Source organism: Thermoproteus thermophilus (assembly GCF_055392855.1).
This window is the reverse complement of sequence record NZ_AP042466.1, coordinates 731,889-748,796: the sequence shown is the minus strand read 5'-3', so window position 1 is coordinate 748,796 and position 16,908 is coordinate 731,889. Positions and strand designations below refer to the sequence as shown.

Sequence of the window (16,908 nt, the reverse complement as noted above, 5' to 3'; positions counted from 1 at the left end):
GAGCTGTGCTATGGGTTTTGACGTCATCCTCACGACGGACAGAGGCATGATGTCCAACTACCACGGCAAGGAGTTCTTAGGCTTTGGCACCACGGGGCCCGTCTTCGTCGAGTTGCCCTTCGGCTTTTCCGAGAGGTTCCACGCCTTTTTATTCGCGCCTAAGATGAAGACAGATAAGCTGGGGCGGCCAGTACAAGCGCCATACGGCATGAGGAAGATAGAGGCCAAGCTGCTCGACGCGGGCATAAACGCGGCTATAATAGACCCGGACTACGTCCCCAGATATCTAAAGGAGGCTAAGGTGCTCATGTTGAGCCACCATGATTATTTCGGCGTTAATCCCCCCTCTAGCACATGGGGCGTATTGTTGGGGAAGGAGACGCTCAACGCGTATCTTTTCAAGAAGTTCATGGAGAGCGTAGAGGACAAAATGCGAGAAGCCAAGAGGGCCAACGGCTTGAAGGTGATGGTGGGAGGCCCGGCGGCTTGGCAATGGCTATACTACCCCGACCTCGTGGAGAGGTGGGGAATAGACACCATTTTCGACGGCGAGGGCGAGAGGCTGGTGGTGGAGGTAGTCAAGGCGGCTCTCGACGGGAAGACGCCGCCCAGATATATCTACGTCGGCGCGTCCGAGGCGCCGAGCGTCGACGAGATCTCCACGATCAAGGGAGCGAGCATCAACGGCCTAGTGGAAATAGGCAGAGGCTGCCCGAGAGGATGCGCGTTCTGCTCGGTCACCCTTAGGCCCCTCCGTTGGTATCCATTAAGCAAGATAGAGGAGGAGCTCAAAGTGAATGCACGCGCCGGCGTCGTGGACGGGATACTCCACTCGGACGAGGTGCCGCTGTACGGCTCACAAGGCGTTGAGCTGAACCCCACCGCCTTGATAGAGCTACACAAGCTCGCCAAGCGGTATTATAGGAAAGTCGGCTGGAGCCACACGACGTTCATCGCCGTCGTCCTCGCCGAGAGGAAATACGGCAAATTGATGACGAAAATAGCCGATATAATCAAAGACGAGCACCAGGACTGGTGGGGGGCCGAGGTCGGTCTGGAGACGGGGTCCATAAGAGTCGCCAAGCAGATAATGCCGGGCAAGGCGGCTCCGTACAAAATAGAGCAGTGGCACGAGGTGGTGGAGGAGTCCATGGCCATAATGCACGAGTTGCAGTTGATACCTGCCGTCACTCTGATAGTCGGCCTGCCCGGGGAACAACCCGACGACGTGATCCAGACCATAGAGTTGATCGAGAGGCTCAAGCCCTATAGATCCCTCATAGTGCCGCTCTTCTATGTGCCCATGAGCCACGTTAAGGCCGAGAAGTCCGGGTGGCTCGACAAGGTGAATTTATACCCGGAGCACGTGGATCTCCTCAAGGTCGTGGCGAGACACTCGATATACTGGGCCCGCGATATAGTGAACAAGTTCTACTTCAAGGGCTTGAGGTATGCCCCCATAAGGCTTCTGACGAACTACTTCATAGACTACGTAGAGAAAAGACTCGACGAGGCCGAGGAGGACATAGAACGCTTCAAGGAGATGTTGAGGAGCAAATGGAGGGAGAAACGGCTAGAGGTCCTGAGATACGCTTAACGCGTCCTCCAGCGCCTTCACTAAGTCGAAGACTATGCCTCTTTTGGCGAATGCCTCGAACTTAGCCAGTTCGCAGAGCCCGCCGCAGTCGCGGGCGCAACAAGACAGCTTGGCTTCTCCGTCACATTCGGCGCTATCCACGCCGCTGCATATAATTTTAGATAAATAGTACCAAGCCTTTTCGAACAAGGCATCTCTGTTCACCCCGAGGCGAAGAGCCCTCGCGTTGACTACGCCGTATATATCAGTTAGATAAACCCTCGACTCGTATCGATAATTCTTCAACAACAGATCAATACACGAGAGCTTATACCTCGGGAGCTCGGCTGGGTTTAACGTCGAGACGCCACAAGAGCGCATGACGTGCCAGATGGCCTCCTCGACTCTCTCGTCGGTTTTCACGACCGCTATCGTTCCGCTCCTCCAATCAGGCATGGCGATCCCGAACACTACTCAACGTGAAAACTTAATAAAAAAGCCTCACCTACGCCGCATGGCCGGCGAGGTGTGCCTGGTTTGCCAAAACAAAGGGGAAGGTTACGTCGTTCCATCCGTCCAATACAAGTGTACTATATGCGGCGCGGCCGTGACTTGGCGCGATGCCGTTGCGCATTACATGAAGCACATGAAGATATCGGGCAACGATGCCGTGTGCGGGGTGTGTAACGCCAAGGTGAAGAGGGCAGAGATCAGAAAACACCTTCGAGGGCATTTCGCCGTTGGGGAGGGAGGCAGATATTTCTGCGGCGTGTGCGGGAGGGAGTTCGTGGACCGCGAGAGTTTACTCGTGCACATCATGCGGAGCCACGAATGAACGCCTTGGAACTCATAGCGTACTCCTTGATCTTGATATGGCCGCCCTACGTGGCCAACGGCCTTGCGGTCCTTGCCTCTAAACTGCCCGCGAGACATCCAATAGATTTTGGCAAAAGCTGGCACGGGGTTAGGATATTCGGCGATGGGAAAACCCTCGAGGGCTTCGCCATAGGGGTCGTTCTGGGCTCCACTATCGGCTGGTTCCCCAACTTGCTCTACGGGGCTTTGAGCATTAGCGACGCCGCTGTGCTCTCGACATCTGCGCTCGTCGGCGATTTGTTGGGGGCCTTCATAAAGAGGAGGATGTGTCTGCCGCGCGGCTATCCGGCCTTCCCGCTCGACCAATTGGACTTCTTGCTTATGTCCCTACTCGTGTTCTCGCTCTATAGGGACGTACCCATCTACGTCGTGTTGATCTCAGTGGCGATAACGCCTTTAATTCACAGAGCCACGAACATAGCCGCCTATAAGCTCAAGCTAAAGAAAGAGCCATGGTAATCCTTTTAAATATGGGACAAAGGGTTTTACATGTCTATAGTTCTTGGCGATAGGTACACGGTCGATCTCTTCAAACTCATGGGCTTCAGCGGCAGGGCTTTCAACGACGCCAAGGATTTATATGAATTTATCGTTAAGAATTTAAACATATATAACGTTTTCTTTATTTCTTCAAACTTTGCAAAACAAATAAGGAAAGAGCTTGATGAGCTAAGGTTCAGGAACCCCAACAAGATGTTAGTTGAAGTTCCCAGCGTATTGGAGAACATGGAAAGGGAGGTGAACTACTTACAGCTAGTGCGTCAGATACTGGGCGGGTAGCAATATTTTAAATCTAAGGACTTTAGCGTATACATGAGTCTTTTCGAGGATCTCATAAATCAACATATCAAGGAGCTTGAGGAATTGAAGAAAAAGCTTCACGATCAAGTTCAAGCAAAAATCAAACAAAGATCATATGAATTACTATCTAAGTATTCAGAGGAGATAAGCAATGCGCAAAGCCAAGCGATCCTGGAGAGGGAGAGGATATTATATGAAGCTCTCGTCGAAAGCAGGAGGATCGTAGCAGAGGCGTACGAGGAGATCCTAAACGCGATGAGGAGGGCGCTCTTCGACTACATAGACAAGAACAGGACCGACGAGAGGTATATAAAGTTTCTAGAAGGTGCGCTGTTGAAGGCCAGGGAGCTAATAGGCAATGATGTCGTGATCCAAGCCTCCCCGAGGGACAAGAACGCCATAATTGTGCTCATGGGGAAGCTGGGGATGAGAGGCGACCTCATGGAGAAGGATATTGCCGGCGGCATCATCGCGTCCTCGCGCGACAGCTCGGTGGTCATGGATGCGACGATAGATACGCTGCTCGAGACCAACGTAAACGAAATTAAGAAGGTCATAGCGGCGAGTCTATGAGCGGCCGTATTGAGTATATATCGGGGCCTGTAGTCAAGGCCGATCTCCCCGGGGCTAGGCTCTACGAGTTGGTCTTCGTCGGAGAGCTCAAACTATTTGGGGAAGTGGTCAGAATACAAGGCGATAAGGCGTTCATACAAGTTTACGAAGACACAACAGGCATAAAACCCGGCGAGCCCGTGGTCAGAAGCGGAGAGCCCCTCAGCGCTTGGCTGGGGCCCGGCTTGTTGGGCAGGATATACGATGGAGTTCAAAGACCTCTTAAGGTCATCTTCGAGTCCGCGAACAAGCCCTTCGTGGCTAGGGGCATAGGCTACGACCAAGCGCCGCCCCTCGACCTCAAGGCCGAGTTCGAGTTCAAACCAGCCGTCAAGGCCGGGGAGGAGGTCCATCCAGGAGACGTCTTGGGCTCCGTCCAGGAGACCTCGTTAATAGAACACAAGATCATGTACCCGCCGCTTCCCGGCAACACGCCGGGCATCGTGGAGTGGATCGCCGAGGGGAAGTACAAGGTGGACGACGTCATAGCGAGGATAAGGACCAAGTCGGGAGTTGTCGAGGTGAGGATGTGGCATAAATGGCCCGTGCGTAGGCCGAGGCCCTTCAGGGAGAAGCTACCGCCGGTCGAGCCCCTCATAACAGGCGTCAGGACGATAGACACAATGTTCCCCATAGCCAAAGGCGGCGCGGCGGCGATTCCAGGCCCGTTCGGCTCCGGCAAGACCGTGACGATCAGAACTCTTTTCCTCTACGCGCAGGCGAAGGTCATAGTCCCGGTCCTATGCGGCGAGCGCGGCAACGAGGCGGCTGATGCTCTACAAGGTCTGCTCAAGCTCAAAGACCCCAACACGGGCAAGTCCTTGCTGGAGAGGACCACCATAATCGTGAACACCTCCAATATGCCAGTGGCCGCGCGCGAGGCCTCGATCTACACGGGCGCCGCCATAGGCGAATACTTCCGCGATATGGGCTACGACGTGTTGGTCTCCGCGGACTCCACCAGCAGATGGGCGGAGGCCATGAGAGAGGTGGCCCTCCGTATAGGAGAAATGCCCTCTGAGGAGGGATACCCAGCCTATTTGCCGACGCGTCTAGCCGAGTTCTACGAGCGCGCGGGACGCGTGGTCCTGTTGGGCAAAGGCGAACGCGTCGGCTCCTTGACGATAGCCGCGTCAGTCTCGCCGCCTGGAGGGGACTTCACGGAGCCCGTCACGTCGAATACGTTGCGCTTCATCGGTGCATTCTGGCCGCTGTCGCCTAGACTTGCCTACTCGCGCCACTATCCCGCAATCGATTGGCTGATGGGCTTCTCGCGTTATGTGGACACGGTCCAAGAGTGGTGGACCAAGGTGGACCCCGATTGGAGGAGGATCAGAGATCTCTTCCAGTCTCTGCTCAGCAAAGAGGCCGAGTTGCTCGAAGTAGTCCGTATATTGGGCACGGAGGCGCTAAGCGAGGAGGAGAAGCACATACTGAACACGGCGTTCTTGATAAGGGAGGGGTTCCTCAAACAAGATGCCTTCAACCCAGTGGACACGCCGTCAATGCCCAAGAAGCAAGTGCTCTTGATGAGGGCCATCCGCATGTACTACGAGGAGGGCTTGAAGGCCATAGGGGCTGGGGTTCCTGCCTCAGCTCTGAGGGAGCTCAACTCAGTCAAGCGCTTGCCGAGGTTGCGCATGGAGGTCAAGAGCGAAGACGTGGAGGTCGCGTTGTCCAAGTTCATAGAGGAGATGAAATCCGAGATATACGTATTGGTGACCAAGAGGGGCTGAGCGCGAAAGTTTTTAATTTCGGCCGAACACTGACGCGTGAGCAAGAAGGTACTAGAACATGTCTTCGGTCCTCTGGAGGTTTCTATACTCCCGAAGGAGGAGGCGAGGGCCTTGTTGCGAAAGCTCCACGTCAGGCCGTGGCAGATACCCTGGATTAAAGCGAGTGATCCTTTAGTCAAAGCAGTCGGCGCAAAGCCAGGCGACGTGTTGCGGATAGTCAGGCGTTCCGAGACTGCAGGTGAATCAGTTATATACAAGCTCGTTGTGCCCGGCTAATGGTCGACTTCGTCCCCTTACCCATAAAGTACAGGTCGGAGGACGGGGGATTCCCCACCTCCGACGATCGTTGGGCCTTAGTCAAGGCCTTCGTCAGGGATCGCGGTATTGTAGATCACCAGATAAGGGCATTTAACGACTTCATCGACAAAAGGCTCCCCAAGATAATAGAGGAAATGGGCGTCGTGGAGACTGACATAAAGGGGCTCAAAGTCGTTATAGAGAGGGTCGAGATAGGCTGGCCCAGAGTTAAGGAGCCCGACGGCTCCGAGGCGGTGATATACCCCATGGAGGCCAGGCTCCGCAACGCCACGTATAGCGCCCCCATGTACCTCACGATGACGCTCTACGTCGACGACGAGCCCTACGCGACTGAGACCATATACGCCGGCGAGCTCCCCATAATGGTCAAATCCAAGAAATGCAACTTGACTAGGCTCAAGCCAGATGAATATGCCAAGAAGTTCGAGGACCCCGAGGATCCCGGCGGTTATTTCATAATAAACGGGAGCGAGCGAGTCGTCATAAGCCAAGAGGACCTCGTCACCGACCGTCCCATATACGACGTTGGCGATAAGCCTACGGTGAGGTATTTAGCCAAGGTCATATCCACGGGCCCCGGCTACCGCGCCACGATGACTGTGGAATACCACAAAGACGGCGTGATATACGTCACCCTCTCCGCCATACCCGTCAGGATACCGTTCCCGGTCTACATGCGCGCCATGGGCCTCGAGAGCGATCAAGACATAGTGCTGGCGGTCTCGGACGATCCTGACATACAGAAGGAGCTCCTCCCGTCCTTGTTGGCGGGCCAAGAGATAGCGACGACGAAGGACGACGCGTTGGACTTCATAGGGGGTAAAATAGCCGTGGGCCAACCGAGGCCTATAAGGATCGAGAGGGCGTTGCAGATCCTAGATAAGTACTTCTTGCCCAACTTAAACCCGCAGAAGCCCGACGAAAAGGCCCTCGAGGAGGCCAGGATAAAGAAGGCGTTGATGTTGGGCCAAGTAGTCAAGGGGCTTGTAGAGATGCAACTGGGCAGGAGGAAGGCGGACGATAAGGACCACGTAGCCAACAAACGAGTAAGGCTCGTGAACGACCTACTGGCGCAGTTGTTCAGGACTGTGATGAAGCAGTTCCTCCAAGAGCTCAAGAGCCAGCTCGAGAAGTATTACGCGAGGGGGAAGATACCGCATCTCCAGACCATAGTGAGGCCCGATATAATAACCGAACGCGTTAAACAAGCCCTGGCGACGGGCAACTGGGTTGGTGGAAAGACGGGGGTCTCGCAGATATTGGACAGGACGAACTACCTCTCCACTTTGAGCTATTTAAGACGGGTCGTGTCGTCCCTCAGCAGGACGCAACCGCATTTTGAGGCCCGCGATCTACACCCGACTCAGTGGGGCCGTCTATGTGCTGTCGAGACCCCGGAGGGGCAGAACGTGGGCCTCGTGAAGAACTTGGCCCTACTCGCCGAGATAACCATAGGCGTCGACGAAGCCTCCGTCGAGAAGATGCTCAACGAGCTGGGCGTCGTCCCGGTGTTGGAGGCTAGGAGGGGAGGAGTACAAGGGGCCGAGGTCTACTTGAACGGGAGGTTGATAGGAATACACCAAGACCCCGAGGAGCTCGTTAAGACTATACGCAAGTTGAGGAGACAAGGCAGGATACCGGACGAGATCAACGTGGCCCATCTGGGCAACGCCGTATACGTGAACTGCGACGGCGGCCGCATAAGGAGGCCACTGCTGGTCGTAGAGGGCGGCAAGCTGAAGTTCACGAAGGAACACATCCAGAAGTTGGCATCAAGCGAGCTCACTTGGAACGACTTAATGAAGATGGGGATCGTGGAGTACCTAGACGCCGATGAGGAGGAGAACGCCTATATAGCAGTCGACCCCCACGGCGATTTGTCGCAGTACACCCACGTCGAGATAATCCCCACGTCCATCCTCGGCGCAATAGCGTCGATCATACCGTACTTAGAGCACAACCAATCGCCGCGCAACCAATACGAGGCGGCCATGGCAAAACAATCCCTAGGTTTGCCGCAAGCGAACTTCATGTACAAGCTCGACTCGCGCGGCCATATGTTGTACTACCCCGAGAGGCCTATTGTGACCACCAGAGGGCTTGAGCTCATAGGCTACTCCAGGAAGCCGGCGGGCCAAAACGCCGTGGTGGCGCTTCTGACGTACACGGGCTATAACATAGAGGACGCGGTTATAATGAACAAGTCGTCAGTCGAAAGAGGCTTCTTCCGCACCAACTTCTACCGCACTTACGAGACCGAGGAGCAGAAGTACCCCGGCGGCGAGGAGGACCGGATAGAGGTGCCCGACCCTTCGGCGAGAGGTTATAGAGGGCCTGAGGCCTATAGCCACCTCGACGAGGACGGCATAGCGCCTCCTGAGGTCTACGTCACGGGCGGGGAGGTGATAATCGGGAAGACGGCGCCGCCGCGCTTCTACATGACCTTGGAGACCGAAAAAATCTTGAAAGAACGGCGCGATGCCTCGATACCCGTCAGAAGGGGCGAGCGCGGCATCGTGGATAGAGTAGTCATAACGGAATCCCCCGAGGGCAACAAGCTAGTTAAGGTCAGACTGAGGGAGCTCCGTATTCCGGAGCTCGGCGATAAGTTCGCATCGCGTCACGGACAGAAGGGCGTCGTGGGCATGTTGTTGAGGCAAGAGGATATGCCGTTCACTGAGGACGGGATAGTTCCCGATATAATAATCAATCCACACGCGATGCCGTCGCGTATGACGGTGGGCCAGCTCCTCGAGTCCATAGCGGGTAAGGCCGGCGCGCTTACAAGCCAGCTCATCGACGCGACGCCGTTCGAGGGCATCACGGAGAAGGAGTTGAGGGAGCTCCTCTTGAAGCTCGGCTACAGATGGGACGGGAAGGAGGTCATGTACAGCGGGATAACGGGCGAGAAACTCGTGGCGGATATATTCATCGGGATAACTTACTATCAGAAGTTGCACCACATGGTCGCCGATAAGATCCACGCGCGCTCTAGGGGTCCGGTCCAGATACTCACTAGGCAACCTACCGAGGGCAGATCGCGCGAGGGAGGCCTTAGGCTTGGGGAGATGGAAAGGGACGTCCTCATAGCGCATGGAGCCTCCGCGTTGCTCTACGAGAGGATGGTGGAATCGAGCGATAAGTATGTTATGTACGTCTGCGAGCTCTGCGGCCTCCCCGCCTATCTAGACGCGAAGACTAACAGGCCTAAATGCCCTGTGCACGGCGAACAAGGACAATTCGCCAAAGTGGTAGTCCCCTACGCGTTTAAGCTCTTATTGCAAGAACTAATAGCGCTCGGCATATACCCAAAGATTGAGCTCGCCGAGATACTCGAGTAGTGATATTCGGCGTGGACCCGGTATATTCCTGATATCAAGACTCTATTTACGGCCGTTCATAGCGCTTGAGGCCTCAATGCTCCAAGCGCTTATTGGGCTTTGTAAGGCGATTAAATTTATATAATAGACCTCATCGGTTTCGCCGTGGCTGTTCAACAACAAGCCGATCTTATTCCTACTAAAGTTATAAAGGGCATAAAGTTCGGCATTCTAAGCCCCGACTTGATAAGACGATATTCAGTTCTCGAGATAACCACGTCGGAAATCTACGACGAGGGGGGATTGCCCGTACGAGGCGGCTTGATGGACAGAAGGCTGGGGGTCGCGGAGCCAGGCGCTCGTTGCGAGACATGCGGCCAGTCTTATGATGTCTGCCCAGGGCATTTCGGACATATAGAACTAGCCAAGCCCGTGGTACACGTCGAATTCGCTAGGTTTATATACGACGTATTGAGGGCCACGTGCCCGAACTGCGGCAGGATAATGCTCAAGGATGAAGAGATTAAAAGATATAGCGAGAGGTTACAGAGACTCAAAGGCCGGTGGAAGCTCTTAGTCGCAAATCTGCACGAGAAGATCCTCAGAAAGGCCGCCGAGAGGACTACGTGTCCCCACTGTGGCTTTAAGCGTAACAAGATCAGGTTCGAGCGCCCATATAACTTCTACGAGGAGACTGAGACAGGCGCCCTCATAAAGCTCGACCCGGAGACTATCTTGGAGCGGCTAGTCAAGGTGCCCAACAACGATTTGGAGCTACTCGGCGTCGACCCGACCGTCGCGCGGCCCGAGTGGGGCGTATTGAGAGTATTGCCCGTGCCCCCGCCCCACGTCAGGCCCTCGATACAGCTGGAGACCGGCATAAGGAGCGAGGACGATCTAACGCACAAGCTCGTGGACGTCATGAGGATGAACGAGAAGCTGAAAATCGCGTTAGAAACAGGCGCGCCGACAAACGTGATAGACAACCTCTGGGATCTGCTCCAGTACCACATAGCCACCTACTTCGACAACGAGCTGCCGGGAATACCGTTGGCTAAGCACAGAGGCGGGAGGCCTCTGAAGGGCATAGCGCAGAGGCTCAAGGGCAAGGAGGGCAGATTCAGAGGCAGTTTGTCGGGCAAGCGCGTGAACTTCTCGGCCCGCACTGTGATAAGCCCGGATCCCAACATAAGCATAAACGAGGTGGGCGTGCCGGTGGACATCGCTAAGATATTGACAGTCCCCGAGAGGGTCACTGAGTGGAACTTGGAGGAGTTGAGGCAAGCCGTAATGAGGGGGCCGGAGGCTTGGCCAGGCGCCAACTACGTCGTTACGCCCGAGGGCAGGCGTATAGATTTAAGGTATGTCAAGGATAGGAAACAGTTGGCCGAGAAGCTGGCGCCTGGCTGGATCGTCGAGCGCCATATCAGAGACGGCGATATAGCCCTCTTCAATAGACAGCCGTCGCTTCACAGAGTGTCCATGATGGGGCATATCGTCAAGGTGCTGCCCGGCAGAACTTTCAGAATACACCTGGCCGTTTGCCCCCCCTACAACGCGGACTTCGACGGGGATGAGATGAACTTGCATATACCGCAGACAGAGGAGGCCAGGGCGGAGGCCCGGACTTTGATGTTAGTACAAGAGCACATAGTTACTCCTCGCTACGGCGGCGCGATCATAGGCGCTAGGCAAGATTACATAATAGGCGCATATCTACTATCCCGCAAGACCACTTTGTTAACCAAGAAAGAGGTGGCCTATCTGGCAGGCGCTATGAAATACGAGGGAGATCTCCCCGAGCCTGCTATCATGCATCCCGTGGAGTTGTGGACGGGCAAGCAAATAATCAGCATGACTCTGCCCAAGGACCTCAACTGGGTCCAGCCCGCCGCGTTTAAGTCCACGTGTAAGGACCCGTATACTTGCGAAAACGACGAATGGGTAATCGTAATCAACGGCAACATGGTTACCGGAGTTCTAGACAAGAAGTCCATAGGCGCCGAGCAGGTGGATTCTTTGTGGCACCGCATAGCCAGGGATTACCCATCCGACGTAGCCAGACGCTGGCTCGACTCATCGCTCAGGACTTTCTTGAGGTTCCTCGACCTGAAGGGCTTCACGATAGGCTTGGACTCGCTGTACATATCCGAGGAGGCCATGGCCGAGGTCAACAAGATAATCGAGAACGGCATCAAGGAGGCTATGGAACTCATAGAGGTCTACAAGAGGGGCGAGCTTGAGGCCATGCCGGGCTATACGGTACAGGAGACTCTCGAGAACAAACTAGCCGAGATTCTCTCCAAGGTGCGCAGCGATGCCGAGGGCGTCGTGGAGAAACACATAGACAAGAACTCCGAGGCTTATTTGATGGCCAAGACGGGTGCGCGTGGTAGCTTGACAAATATAGTCCAAATGGTCGCCACGCTGGGACAGCAGACCATAAGAGGTGAGAGGATAAAGAGGGGTTATAGGACAAGGACATTGCCGCACTTCCCCGCGGGAGATATAGGACCTTTCTCGGGCGGATTCGTCTCTTCGTCGTTTATAAATGGGCTTACCCCGACGGAGTACTTCTTCCACGCAGCCGGCGGCAGAGACGGCTTAATTGATACGGCCGTCCGCACGGCCCAGAGCGGTTATATGCAACGCCGTATTATAAATGCATTACAAGACGCCTATGTGGCCTACGACGGAACGGTGAGGTACGGATCGGGGCTATTGCTCCAGCCCCTATACGGCGATGACGGAACCGATGTGTCCAAATCCGACCACGGCAAGCCCGTGAACGTAAATATAATGAAGTTGTACGTGAGGTGATGTCGGTCGCCAAGCTTTTGGAGGACCTCTCTTCGGTGATCCCGAAGAGCCTTTATGAGGATCTGAAGAAGTCCGTCGAGGGCCTCGACGAGGAGACCGCCTTGAGGTTCATATATAGAGCTCTGAGGCTTTACGTATTATCGCTCATAGACGCCGGCGAAGCCATAGGGATAGTGACAGCCCAATCTATAGGCGAGCCGTCGACCCAGATGATCTTGAGATCTTTCCACTTCGCGGGCCTCAGGGAGTTCTCCATGGCGCGCGGCTTGCCGAGGATGATAGAGATAGTGGACGCCAGAAGGAAGCCGTCCACACCGCTCATGTACGTTTACCTAAAGCCGCCCTATAACAAATCCAAGGAGGCCGCCACTGAGGTGGCCAAGAAAATCCAGTTGACGACTATAGAGAGCATCGCCAAGTTGGTTGATATAGATTACATAACTTATACCATCACCATAGAGCTGGACCCGGAGCAGATGAAGTATAGAGGCGTAAGCGCCAAGGACGTGGAGAAGGTGCTCTCGAGGATGAAGGGGAAGGGGGTCTCCATAGAGATGGGGGGAAACGTGGTGAGCGTCAGCCTAAGCACTCCCGACATGTTGAAGCTGAGGAAGCTGAGGGAGAAGATCCTACAGACCAAGATAGGCGGAATAAAGGGCATAAGGAAAGTGTTGGTGGATCAAGACAGGAACACGGGGGAGTGGTATATCATAACGGAGGGTAGCAACTTGGAGGGCGTGCTACAGCTCGAGGAGGTAGATCACACTAGGACTTATAGCAACGACTTACATGAAGTCGCCGAGGTCTTAGGCATAGAAGTCGCCAGAACCTTGATAGCGCAAGAGATAAAGAAAGTGCTTGCCGAACAAGGACTTGACGTAGATAGTAGACATATGTACATGGTCGCCGACGCCATGACTTGGCTTGGAAAGGTCAGGCCAATAGGCAGACACGGAGTTGTGGGCTCCAAGGAGTCGCCTTTGGCGAAAGCGGCGTTCGAGGTGACCGTGAAGACCTTGGTGGAGGCCTCCGTCAGAGGCGACGTGGAGCAGTTCAAGGGCGTCTTCGAGAACATAATAGCGGGTAGGCACATACCCATAGGGACCGGGATGGTGAGGTTATTGATGCGGTTCTGAACTGAAAATTTATATATGGAGTCTGCTCTCGAGGGAGCGTGAGCACGTCTATAGACATAACGAGAGAGCTCCAAGTCGCCATATCGACCGGCAAGGTCGCTATCGGCTACAAAAGCGTTAAAGACGCCGTATTAGGCGGCCGCGCCAAGATGATAATACTGGCGGCCAACGCCCCGCCCAGAATAAAAAACGATTTGGAGTACTACGCGAAAATAGCGGGTGCTCCTATCTTTACTTTCCCTGGCTCGAGCCTCGAGCTAGGCGCGGCGGCGCGAAAGCCGTTTAAGATCTCGTCCATAGCAGTAATAGACCCGGGCCAGAGCGAGATACTAAAACTGGTTGGCTATGCCTGATATAAGGCTCACCGACGAGGAGATCAGATACGCCACGCTTTTTGAGTCCATGACGGGCGTCACCCCTCTTGATGTGATTATAGATAGCGATTTTAACAGAATAATATTTGTAGTGAGCAAGAACCAAGCCGCCTTAGCGGTAGGCAAGGGCGGTAATAACGTCAGGATGTTGAGGCAAATAATAGGCAAAGAGGTTGAGGTAGTCGAATACGCCGAGACGCCCGAGGAGCTAATAAAGAACAGCCTATATCCCGCAAGGGTCATAGCGGTGAAGGTGACCAAATCCCCTTCGGGCAACCTAGTCGCTATAACTACGGTCGTGCCCGAGGACAAGGGGATAGCCATAGGCAAAAACGGCAAGAACATCGCTAAGGCTAAGCTGTTGGCTAAGCGATATTACGATGTCGACAGAGTTGTGTTGGCCTAAGGAGCGTTAAATTTTATATACGGAGGTAAACGAGGGGCCGTGCCGGGCAAGAAGTCTCCTTCGGGCTTGTTCGCCGCCAGGAAGCTGGGGGAGAAGAGGCGGAAGTTCAGGTGGAGCGATGTGACCTACAAGAGGAGGGTTCTGAGGATTGCAGAGCGTTTCGATCCGCTCGAGGGGGCCCCAATGGCTAGGGGCATAGTTCTGGAGAAGGTAGGCGTCGAGGCGCGAAAGCCGAACGCAGCTGTCAGGAAATGCGTCAGGGTTCAGCTCGTGAAGAACGGAAAGGTCGTCACCGCGTTCGTGCCATACGACGGCGGACTCAACATCATAAACGAGCACGACGAGGTGATAATCGAGCGTATAGGCGGTCCCGAAGGCCGCTCGCTCGGGGATATTCCCGGAATAAGGTTCAAGGTGGTCAAGGTCAACGGCGTTTCCCTTCTCGCAATACTCCGGGGCAAAAAGCAGAAGCCTACCCGCTGATGCCTACAGCTAAGGTCTTGGAGCGGGATTCCCTTGTCCTCAAGGCCTACATAGAGGGGGTAAAGCCGTCTCTGATAAACTCAATCCGCCGCGTAGTCATCTCCGAGGTGCCCGTCTTCGCGATAGATCAAGTGATAATAATTAACAACACGTCGTCGATGTACGACGAGATGTTGGCCCATAGGCTCGGCTTAATACCCCTTAAGACTCCGCTCGACTTATTCCCCAAAATAGAGGAGTGCGAGTCAGGCTTAGTCGACCCCGCCGAGTGTACAGTTAGGTTGACCCTCCAGATAACCGCCGAGGAGCCCAAGGTTGTATATTCCGGGGATCTCGTCTCCGACCATCCCGAGGTGACCCCTGTCTACCCCGATATACCGATAGTCAAATTGGCGAAGGACCAATCGATATCTCTGGAGGCCTATGCGAGGCTTGGTCGGGCCAAGGAACACGCTAAGTGGCAAGCAGGCCTCGCCGCGTACTACTATTTCCCTAAGCTCGTGGTGAACAAAGACGGGCCTCAGTGTTTGTCCTACTGCAAGTCGATATGCCCGAGCGCGTTCGGGGATAGTCTAAGGGACTTCGACCCGTATAAGTGCACCTTCGGCAAGCTTAAGACTTGTGAAAAGCTGTGCAACGGCGCTATAACGGCGGAATGGGATCGCTACAAGTACATCATGACGTTCGAGTCCTACGGCAACATGGCCGTCGACAAGATGATACAAGAGGCGTTCAGAGTGCTCAAGGCTAAGTTCTCCGCGTTCCTCGAGGCTGTTGAGAAAGAGGCGAACAGACTGCTCGAGGGAGCCCCCAAGGCCGAGAACGTTTAAATATTGCCCAGAGGGAGGCGGCGTGCCGCCTAATCCCACTGGTCCCACTAACGTCAAGTTGAGGATGTTAGTTAGATTTCTCAGAAGAGCCGCCAAGTCCTACGACGCGCCCATATGGGCCTACGTGGCCGATCTGATATCGAGGTCGCGGAGGCAGAGAGTCGTCGTGAATTTATCGAAACTTAACAGGGTGGCGAACGACGGAGATGTCGTCGTGGTGCCGGGCAAACTGCTAGGAGGCGGCGAGTTCAAGAAAAAGATAACGATAGCAGCGGTCTCGGCTTCTCGAGGCGCTGCCGAGGCCGTGCTCGAGTCGGGCGCCCAACTGATGCCGATAGCCGAGCTGGTCAAGAAAAACCCCAAAGGCACAAGCGTCAAGATAGTGGTATGAGCAAGCCTCTGCCCGCCAACTTGGATAAAGGGATCGTCGTGATAGACGCGACTAGCCACGTCGTGGGGAGGCTCGCGTCAGTGATCGCGAAGCTGCTCCGCTCCAATAAGGAGGTTAACGTCATCGTCGTTAATGTAGACAAGGCGGTAATAGTGGGGGATAGGAAGATGGTGATCGGCTGGTATATGAAGAAGGTGTCCGAGTGGAGGACCCACTACAACCCCGAGAAGGTCGGCCCTAAGATCCCCAGAAGGCCCGATAGAATTTTCAAGAGGATAGTGCGCGATATGTTGCCCTACAAAAGCGCCGAGGGGAGGCGCGCCTTGAAAAGGCTGAAGGTCTATATGTCGGTTCCCCCGAACATTAGCGGGGAGCTATACTACGTCCCAGAGGCCTTGATGAGACAAAGGCCTTTGTACAAGTTCTTGACGCTCGAAGAGCTCTGGAAGCACATAGACCCGAGGGCGTGGAGCAAGTGGAAGGAGGCCCAATCCTTGTTGGAAAAGATAAAAGCTACGGATAAACGATAGGCCATGTCGGAGGCCGCAGTCAAGGCGCCAGGCGCCTACGTTGTGCAGGAGTCGCCCAGAGTGGTCTTGGCCGTGGGCAAGAAGAAAACGGCGGTGGCCAAGGCAGTGATAAAGCCGGGGATAGGCCGCGTCAGAATAAACGGCTATCCGCTCGAGCTCTGGCCCATCGAGCTTGCGCGTCAGAAAATGGCCGAGCCGTTATTGCTAGCGGGCGACCTAGTGAATAAGGTTGACATAGAGGTGGAGGTCCATGGAGGCGGTTATATGGGGCAAGCCACGGCCGTCAGAATGGCTATAGCCAGAGGGCTCGTCAAGTTCTTCGAGGATCAGAAATTAAGGGAATTATACCTCCAGTACGACCCGTATATGTTGAAGGGAGATCCCAGGAGGACCGAGCCGAAGAAGCCCGGCATAAAACACGCGCGTTCTAAGAGGCAGAAGGCGTATCGTTAAGACCATGATGGCGCCTATTAGGTGCTTCACATGCGGTAGGCCGCTGGGCCATCTATGGGAGCCCTTTAGACGGAGGGTCTTAGCCGGCGAGAACCCGAGCGATGTGCTCGACGACTTGGGCGTGACCAGATACTGTTGCAGGCGCACGCTTATGGCCCACGTGGATTGGATAGACGACGTCCTCCAGTTCGAGGTTCGCTGAAGATCCCGCGTAAAATTTTATTAACTGACGTTAAGGGTCTCGCA

The 16,908-nt window shown here is 54.8% G+C and carries 19 protein-coding genes; 18 read left to right on the top strand and 1 reads right to left on the bottom strand.

Annotated features, from left to right (window positions below; translation table 11 throughout):
• The first annotated feature begins 10 nt into the window (after positions 1-10).
• Entirely contained in the window at positions 11-1,597 is a 1,587-nt protein-coding gene (locus tag ACZ5PA_RS04450) for a B12-binding domain-containing radical SAM protein (RefSeq protein ID WP_464931070.1), read from the top strand.
• Here the strand turns inward: ACZ5PA_RS04450 and ACZ5PA_RS04445 are convergent.
• Complete coding sequence (locus ACZ5PA_RS04445) at positions 1,574-2,047, bottom strand: hypothetical protein (RefSeq protein ID WP_464931069.1); 474 nt, start codon at positions 2,045-2,047, stop codon at positions 1,574-1,576. The two genes, ACZ5PA_RS04450 and ACZ5PA_RS04445, sit on opposite strands and share 24 nt — an antisense overlap.
• 43 nt (positions 2,048-2,090) lie before the next feature.
• Here ACZ5PA_RS04445 and ACZ5PA_RS04440 point away from each other — a divergent pair, with 43 nt between their 5' ends.
• The 17 genes from ACZ5PA_RS04440 (at position 2,091) to ACZ5PA_RS04360 (ending at position 16,864) form a co-directional block, all read left to right on the top strand.
• The gene (locus ACZ5PA_RS04440; protein ID WP_464931068.1) at positions 2,091-2,411 is read left to right on the top strand and encodes a C2H2-type zinc finger protein; all 321 of its coding nucleotides are present in this window, start codon (positions 2,091-2,093) and stop codon (positions 2,409-2,411) included.
• Positions 2,408-2,911, top strand: a complete 504-nt coding sequence (locus tag ACZ5PA_RS04435) for a CDP-2,3-bis-(O-geranylgeranyl)-sn-glycerol synthase (protein WP_464931067.1) — start codon at positions 2,408-2,410, stop codon at positions 2,909-2,911. Before ACZ5PA_RS04440 ends, ACZ5PA_RS04435 begins: the two co-directional genes overlap by 4 nt.
• A 30-nt stretch (positions 2,912-2,941) precedes the next feature.
• Positions 2,942-3,232: a V-type ATP synthase subunit F gene (locus ACZ5PA_RS04430; protein ID WP_464931066.1), complete on the top strand. Its 291-nt coding sequence runs from the start codon at positions 2,942-2,944 to the stop codon at positions 3,230-3,232.
• A 33-nt stretch (positions 3,233-3,265) separates the two neighbouring features.
• Positions 3,266-3,826, top strand: a complete 561-nt coding sequence (locus tag ACZ5PA_RS04425; RefSeq protein ID WP_464931065.1) for a V-type ATP synthase subunit E — start codon at positions 3,266-3,268, stop codon at positions 3,824-3,826.
• Complete coding sequence (locus ACZ5PA_RS04420) at positions 3,823-5,601, top strand: V-type ATP synthase subunit A (RefSeq protein WP_464931064.1); 1,779 nt, start codon at positions 3,823-3,825, stop codon at positions 5,599-5,601. The genes ACZ5PA_RS04425 and ACZ5PA_RS04420 overlap by 4 nt, the downstream gene beginning before the upstream one ends.
• Before the next feature lie 36 nt (positions 5,602-5,637).
• On the top strand, positions 5,638-5,877 hold the full coding sequence (locus ACZ5PA_RS04415; RefSeq protein ID WP_464931063.1) for a DNA-directed RNA polymerase subunit H: 240 nt from the start codon (positions 5,638-5,640) through the stop codon (positions 5,875-5,877).
• Positions 5,877-9,260 (top strand): DNA-directed RNA polymerase subunit B, encoded by a 3,384-nt coding sequence (locus ACZ5PA_RS04410; RefSeq protein ID WP_464931062.1) that lies wholly within the window; start codon positions 5,877-5,879, stop codon positions 9,258-9,260. The genes ACZ5PA_RS04415 and ACZ5PA_RS04410 overlap by 1 nt, the downstream gene beginning before the upstream one ends.
• 144 nt (positions 9,261-9,404) lie before the next feature.
• Positions 9,405-12,059: a DNA-directed RNA polymerase subunit A' gene (rpoA1, locus tag ACZ5PA_RS04405; protein ID WP_464931061.1), complete on the top strand. Its 2,655-nt coding sequence runs from the start codon at positions 9,405-9,407 to the stop codon at positions 12,057-12,059.
• Positions 12,059-13,195: a DNA-directed RNA polymerase subunit A'' gene (rpoA2, locus tag ACZ5PA_RS04400; protein WP_464931060.1), complete on the top strand. Its 1,137-nt coding sequence runs from the start codon at positions 12,059-12,061 to the stop codon at positions 13,193-13,195. Before rpoA1 ends, rpoA2 begins: the two co-directional genes overlap by 1 nt.
• A gap of 38 nt (positions 13,196-13,233) precedes the next feature.
• A complete protein-coding gene (locus ACZ5PA_RS04395; protein ID WP_464931059.1) occupies positions 13,234-13,548 on the top strand; it encodes a 50S ribosomal protein L30e in 315 nt (104 codons plus the stop codon).
• On the top strand, positions 13,541-13,975 hold the full coding sequence (locus tag ACZ5PA_RS04390; RefSeq protein ID WP_464931058.1) for a NusA-like transcription termination signal-binding factor: 435 nt from the start codon (positions 13,541-13,543) through the stop codon (positions 13,973-13,975). The genes ACZ5PA_RS04395 and ACZ5PA_RS04390 overlap by 8 nt, the downstream gene beginning before the upstream one ends.
• Positions 13,976-14,014: 39 nt before the next feature.
• Entirely contained in the window at positions 14,015-14,458 is a 444-nt protein-coding gene (locus ACZ5PA_RS04385) for a 30S ribosomal protein S12 (RefSeq protein ID WP_464931057.1), read from the top strand.
• Positions 14,458-15,288, top strand: coding sequence for a DNA-directed RNA polymerase subunit D (locus tag ACZ5PA_RS04380; protein WP_464931056.1), 831 nt, complete (start codon positions 14,458-14,460; stop codon positions 15,286-15,288). Before ACZ5PA_RS04385 ends, ACZ5PA_RS04380 begins: the two co-directional genes overlap by 1 nt.
• A 22-nt stretch (positions 15,289-15,310) precedes the next feature.
• Positions 15,311-15,679 (top strand): 50S ribosomal protein L18e, encoded by a 369-nt coding sequence (locus tag ACZ5PA_RS04375; protein ID WP_464931055.1) that lies wholly within the window; start codon positions 15,311-15,313, stop codon positions 15,677-15,679.
• The gene (locus ACZ5PA_RS04370) at positions 15,676-16,209 is read left to right on the top strand and encodes a 50S ribosomal protein L13 (protein WP_464931054.1); all 534 of its coding nucleotides are present in this window, start codon (positions 15,676-15,678) and stop codon (positions 16,207-16,209) included. Before ACZ5PA_RS04375 ends, ACZ5PA_RS04370 begins: the two co-directional genes overlap by 4 nt.
• A gap of 3 nt (positions 16,210-16,212) precedes the next feature.
• Positions 16,213-16,662 carry a 30S ribosomal protein S9 gene (locus tag ACZ5PA_RS04365; protein ID WP_464931053.1) on the top strand — a complete coding sequence of 150 codons (450 nt, stop codon included), beginning with the start codon at positions 16,213-16,215 and terminating at the stop codon, positions 16,660-16,662.
• Positions 16,663-16,666: 4 nt separating this feature from the next.
• Positions 16,667-16,864 (top strand): DNA-directed RNA polymerase subunit N, encoded by a 198-nt coding sequence (locus ACZ5PA_RS04360; RefSeq protein WP_464931052.1) that lies wholly within the window; start codon positions 16,667-16,669, stop codon positions 16,862-16,864.
• Positions 16,865-16,908: the final 44 nt, after the last annotated feature.

Coding starts and splice junctions, on each gene's coding strand:
- ACZ5PA_RS04450 (WP_464931070.1), top strand. CDS start 11: ATGGGTTTTGACGTCATCCTCACGACGGACAGAGGCATGATGTCCAAC.
- ACZ5PA_RS04440 (WP_464931068.1), top strand. CDS start 2,091: ATGGCCGGCGAGGTGTGCCTGGTTTGCCAAAACAAAGGGGAAGGTTAC.
- ACZ5PA_RS04435 (WP_464931067.1), top strand. CDS start 2,408: ATGAACGCCTTGGAACTCATAGCGTACTCCTTGATCTTGATATGGCCG.
- ACZ5PA_RS04430 (WP_464931066.1), top strand. CDS start 2,942: ATGTCTATAGTTCTTGGCGATAGGTACACGGTCGATCTCTTCAAACTC.
- ACZ5PA_RS04425 (WP_464931065.1), top strand. CDS start 3,266: ATGAGTCTTTTCGAGGATCTCATAAATCAACATATCAAGGAGCTTGAG.
- ACZ5PA_RS04420 (WP_464931064.1), top strand. CDS start 3,823: ATGAGCGGCCGTATTGAGTATATATCGGGGCCTGTAGTCAAGGCCGAT.
- ACZ5PA_RS04410 (WP_464931062.1), top strand. CDS start 5,877: ATGGTCGACTTCGTCCCCTTACCCATAAAGTACAGGTCGGAGGACGGG.
- rpoA2 (WP_464931060.1), top strand. CDS start 12,059: ATGTCGGTCGCCAAGCTTTTGGAGGACCTCTCTTCGGTGATCCCGAAG.
- ACZ5PA_RS04390 (WP_464931058.1), top strand. CDS start 13,541: ATGCCTGATATAAGGCTCACCGACGAGGAGATCAGATACGCCACGCTT.
- ACZ5PA_RS04380 (WP_464931056.1), top strand. CDS start 14,458: ATGCCTACAGCTAAGGTCTTGGAGCGGGATTCCCTTGTCCTCAAGGCC.
- ACZ5PA_RS04370 (WP_464931054.1), top strand. CDS start 15,676: ATGAGCAAGCCTCTGCCCGCCAACTTGGATAAAGGGATCGTCGTGATA.
- ACZ5PA_RS04365 (WP_464931053.1), top strand. CDS start 16,213: ATGTCGGAGGCCGCAGTCAAGGCGCCAGGCGCCTACGTTGTGCAGGAG.
- ACZ5PA_RS04360 (WP_464931052.1), top strand. CDS start 16,667: ATGATGGCGCCTATTAGGTGCTTCACATGCGGTAGGCCGCTGGGCCAT.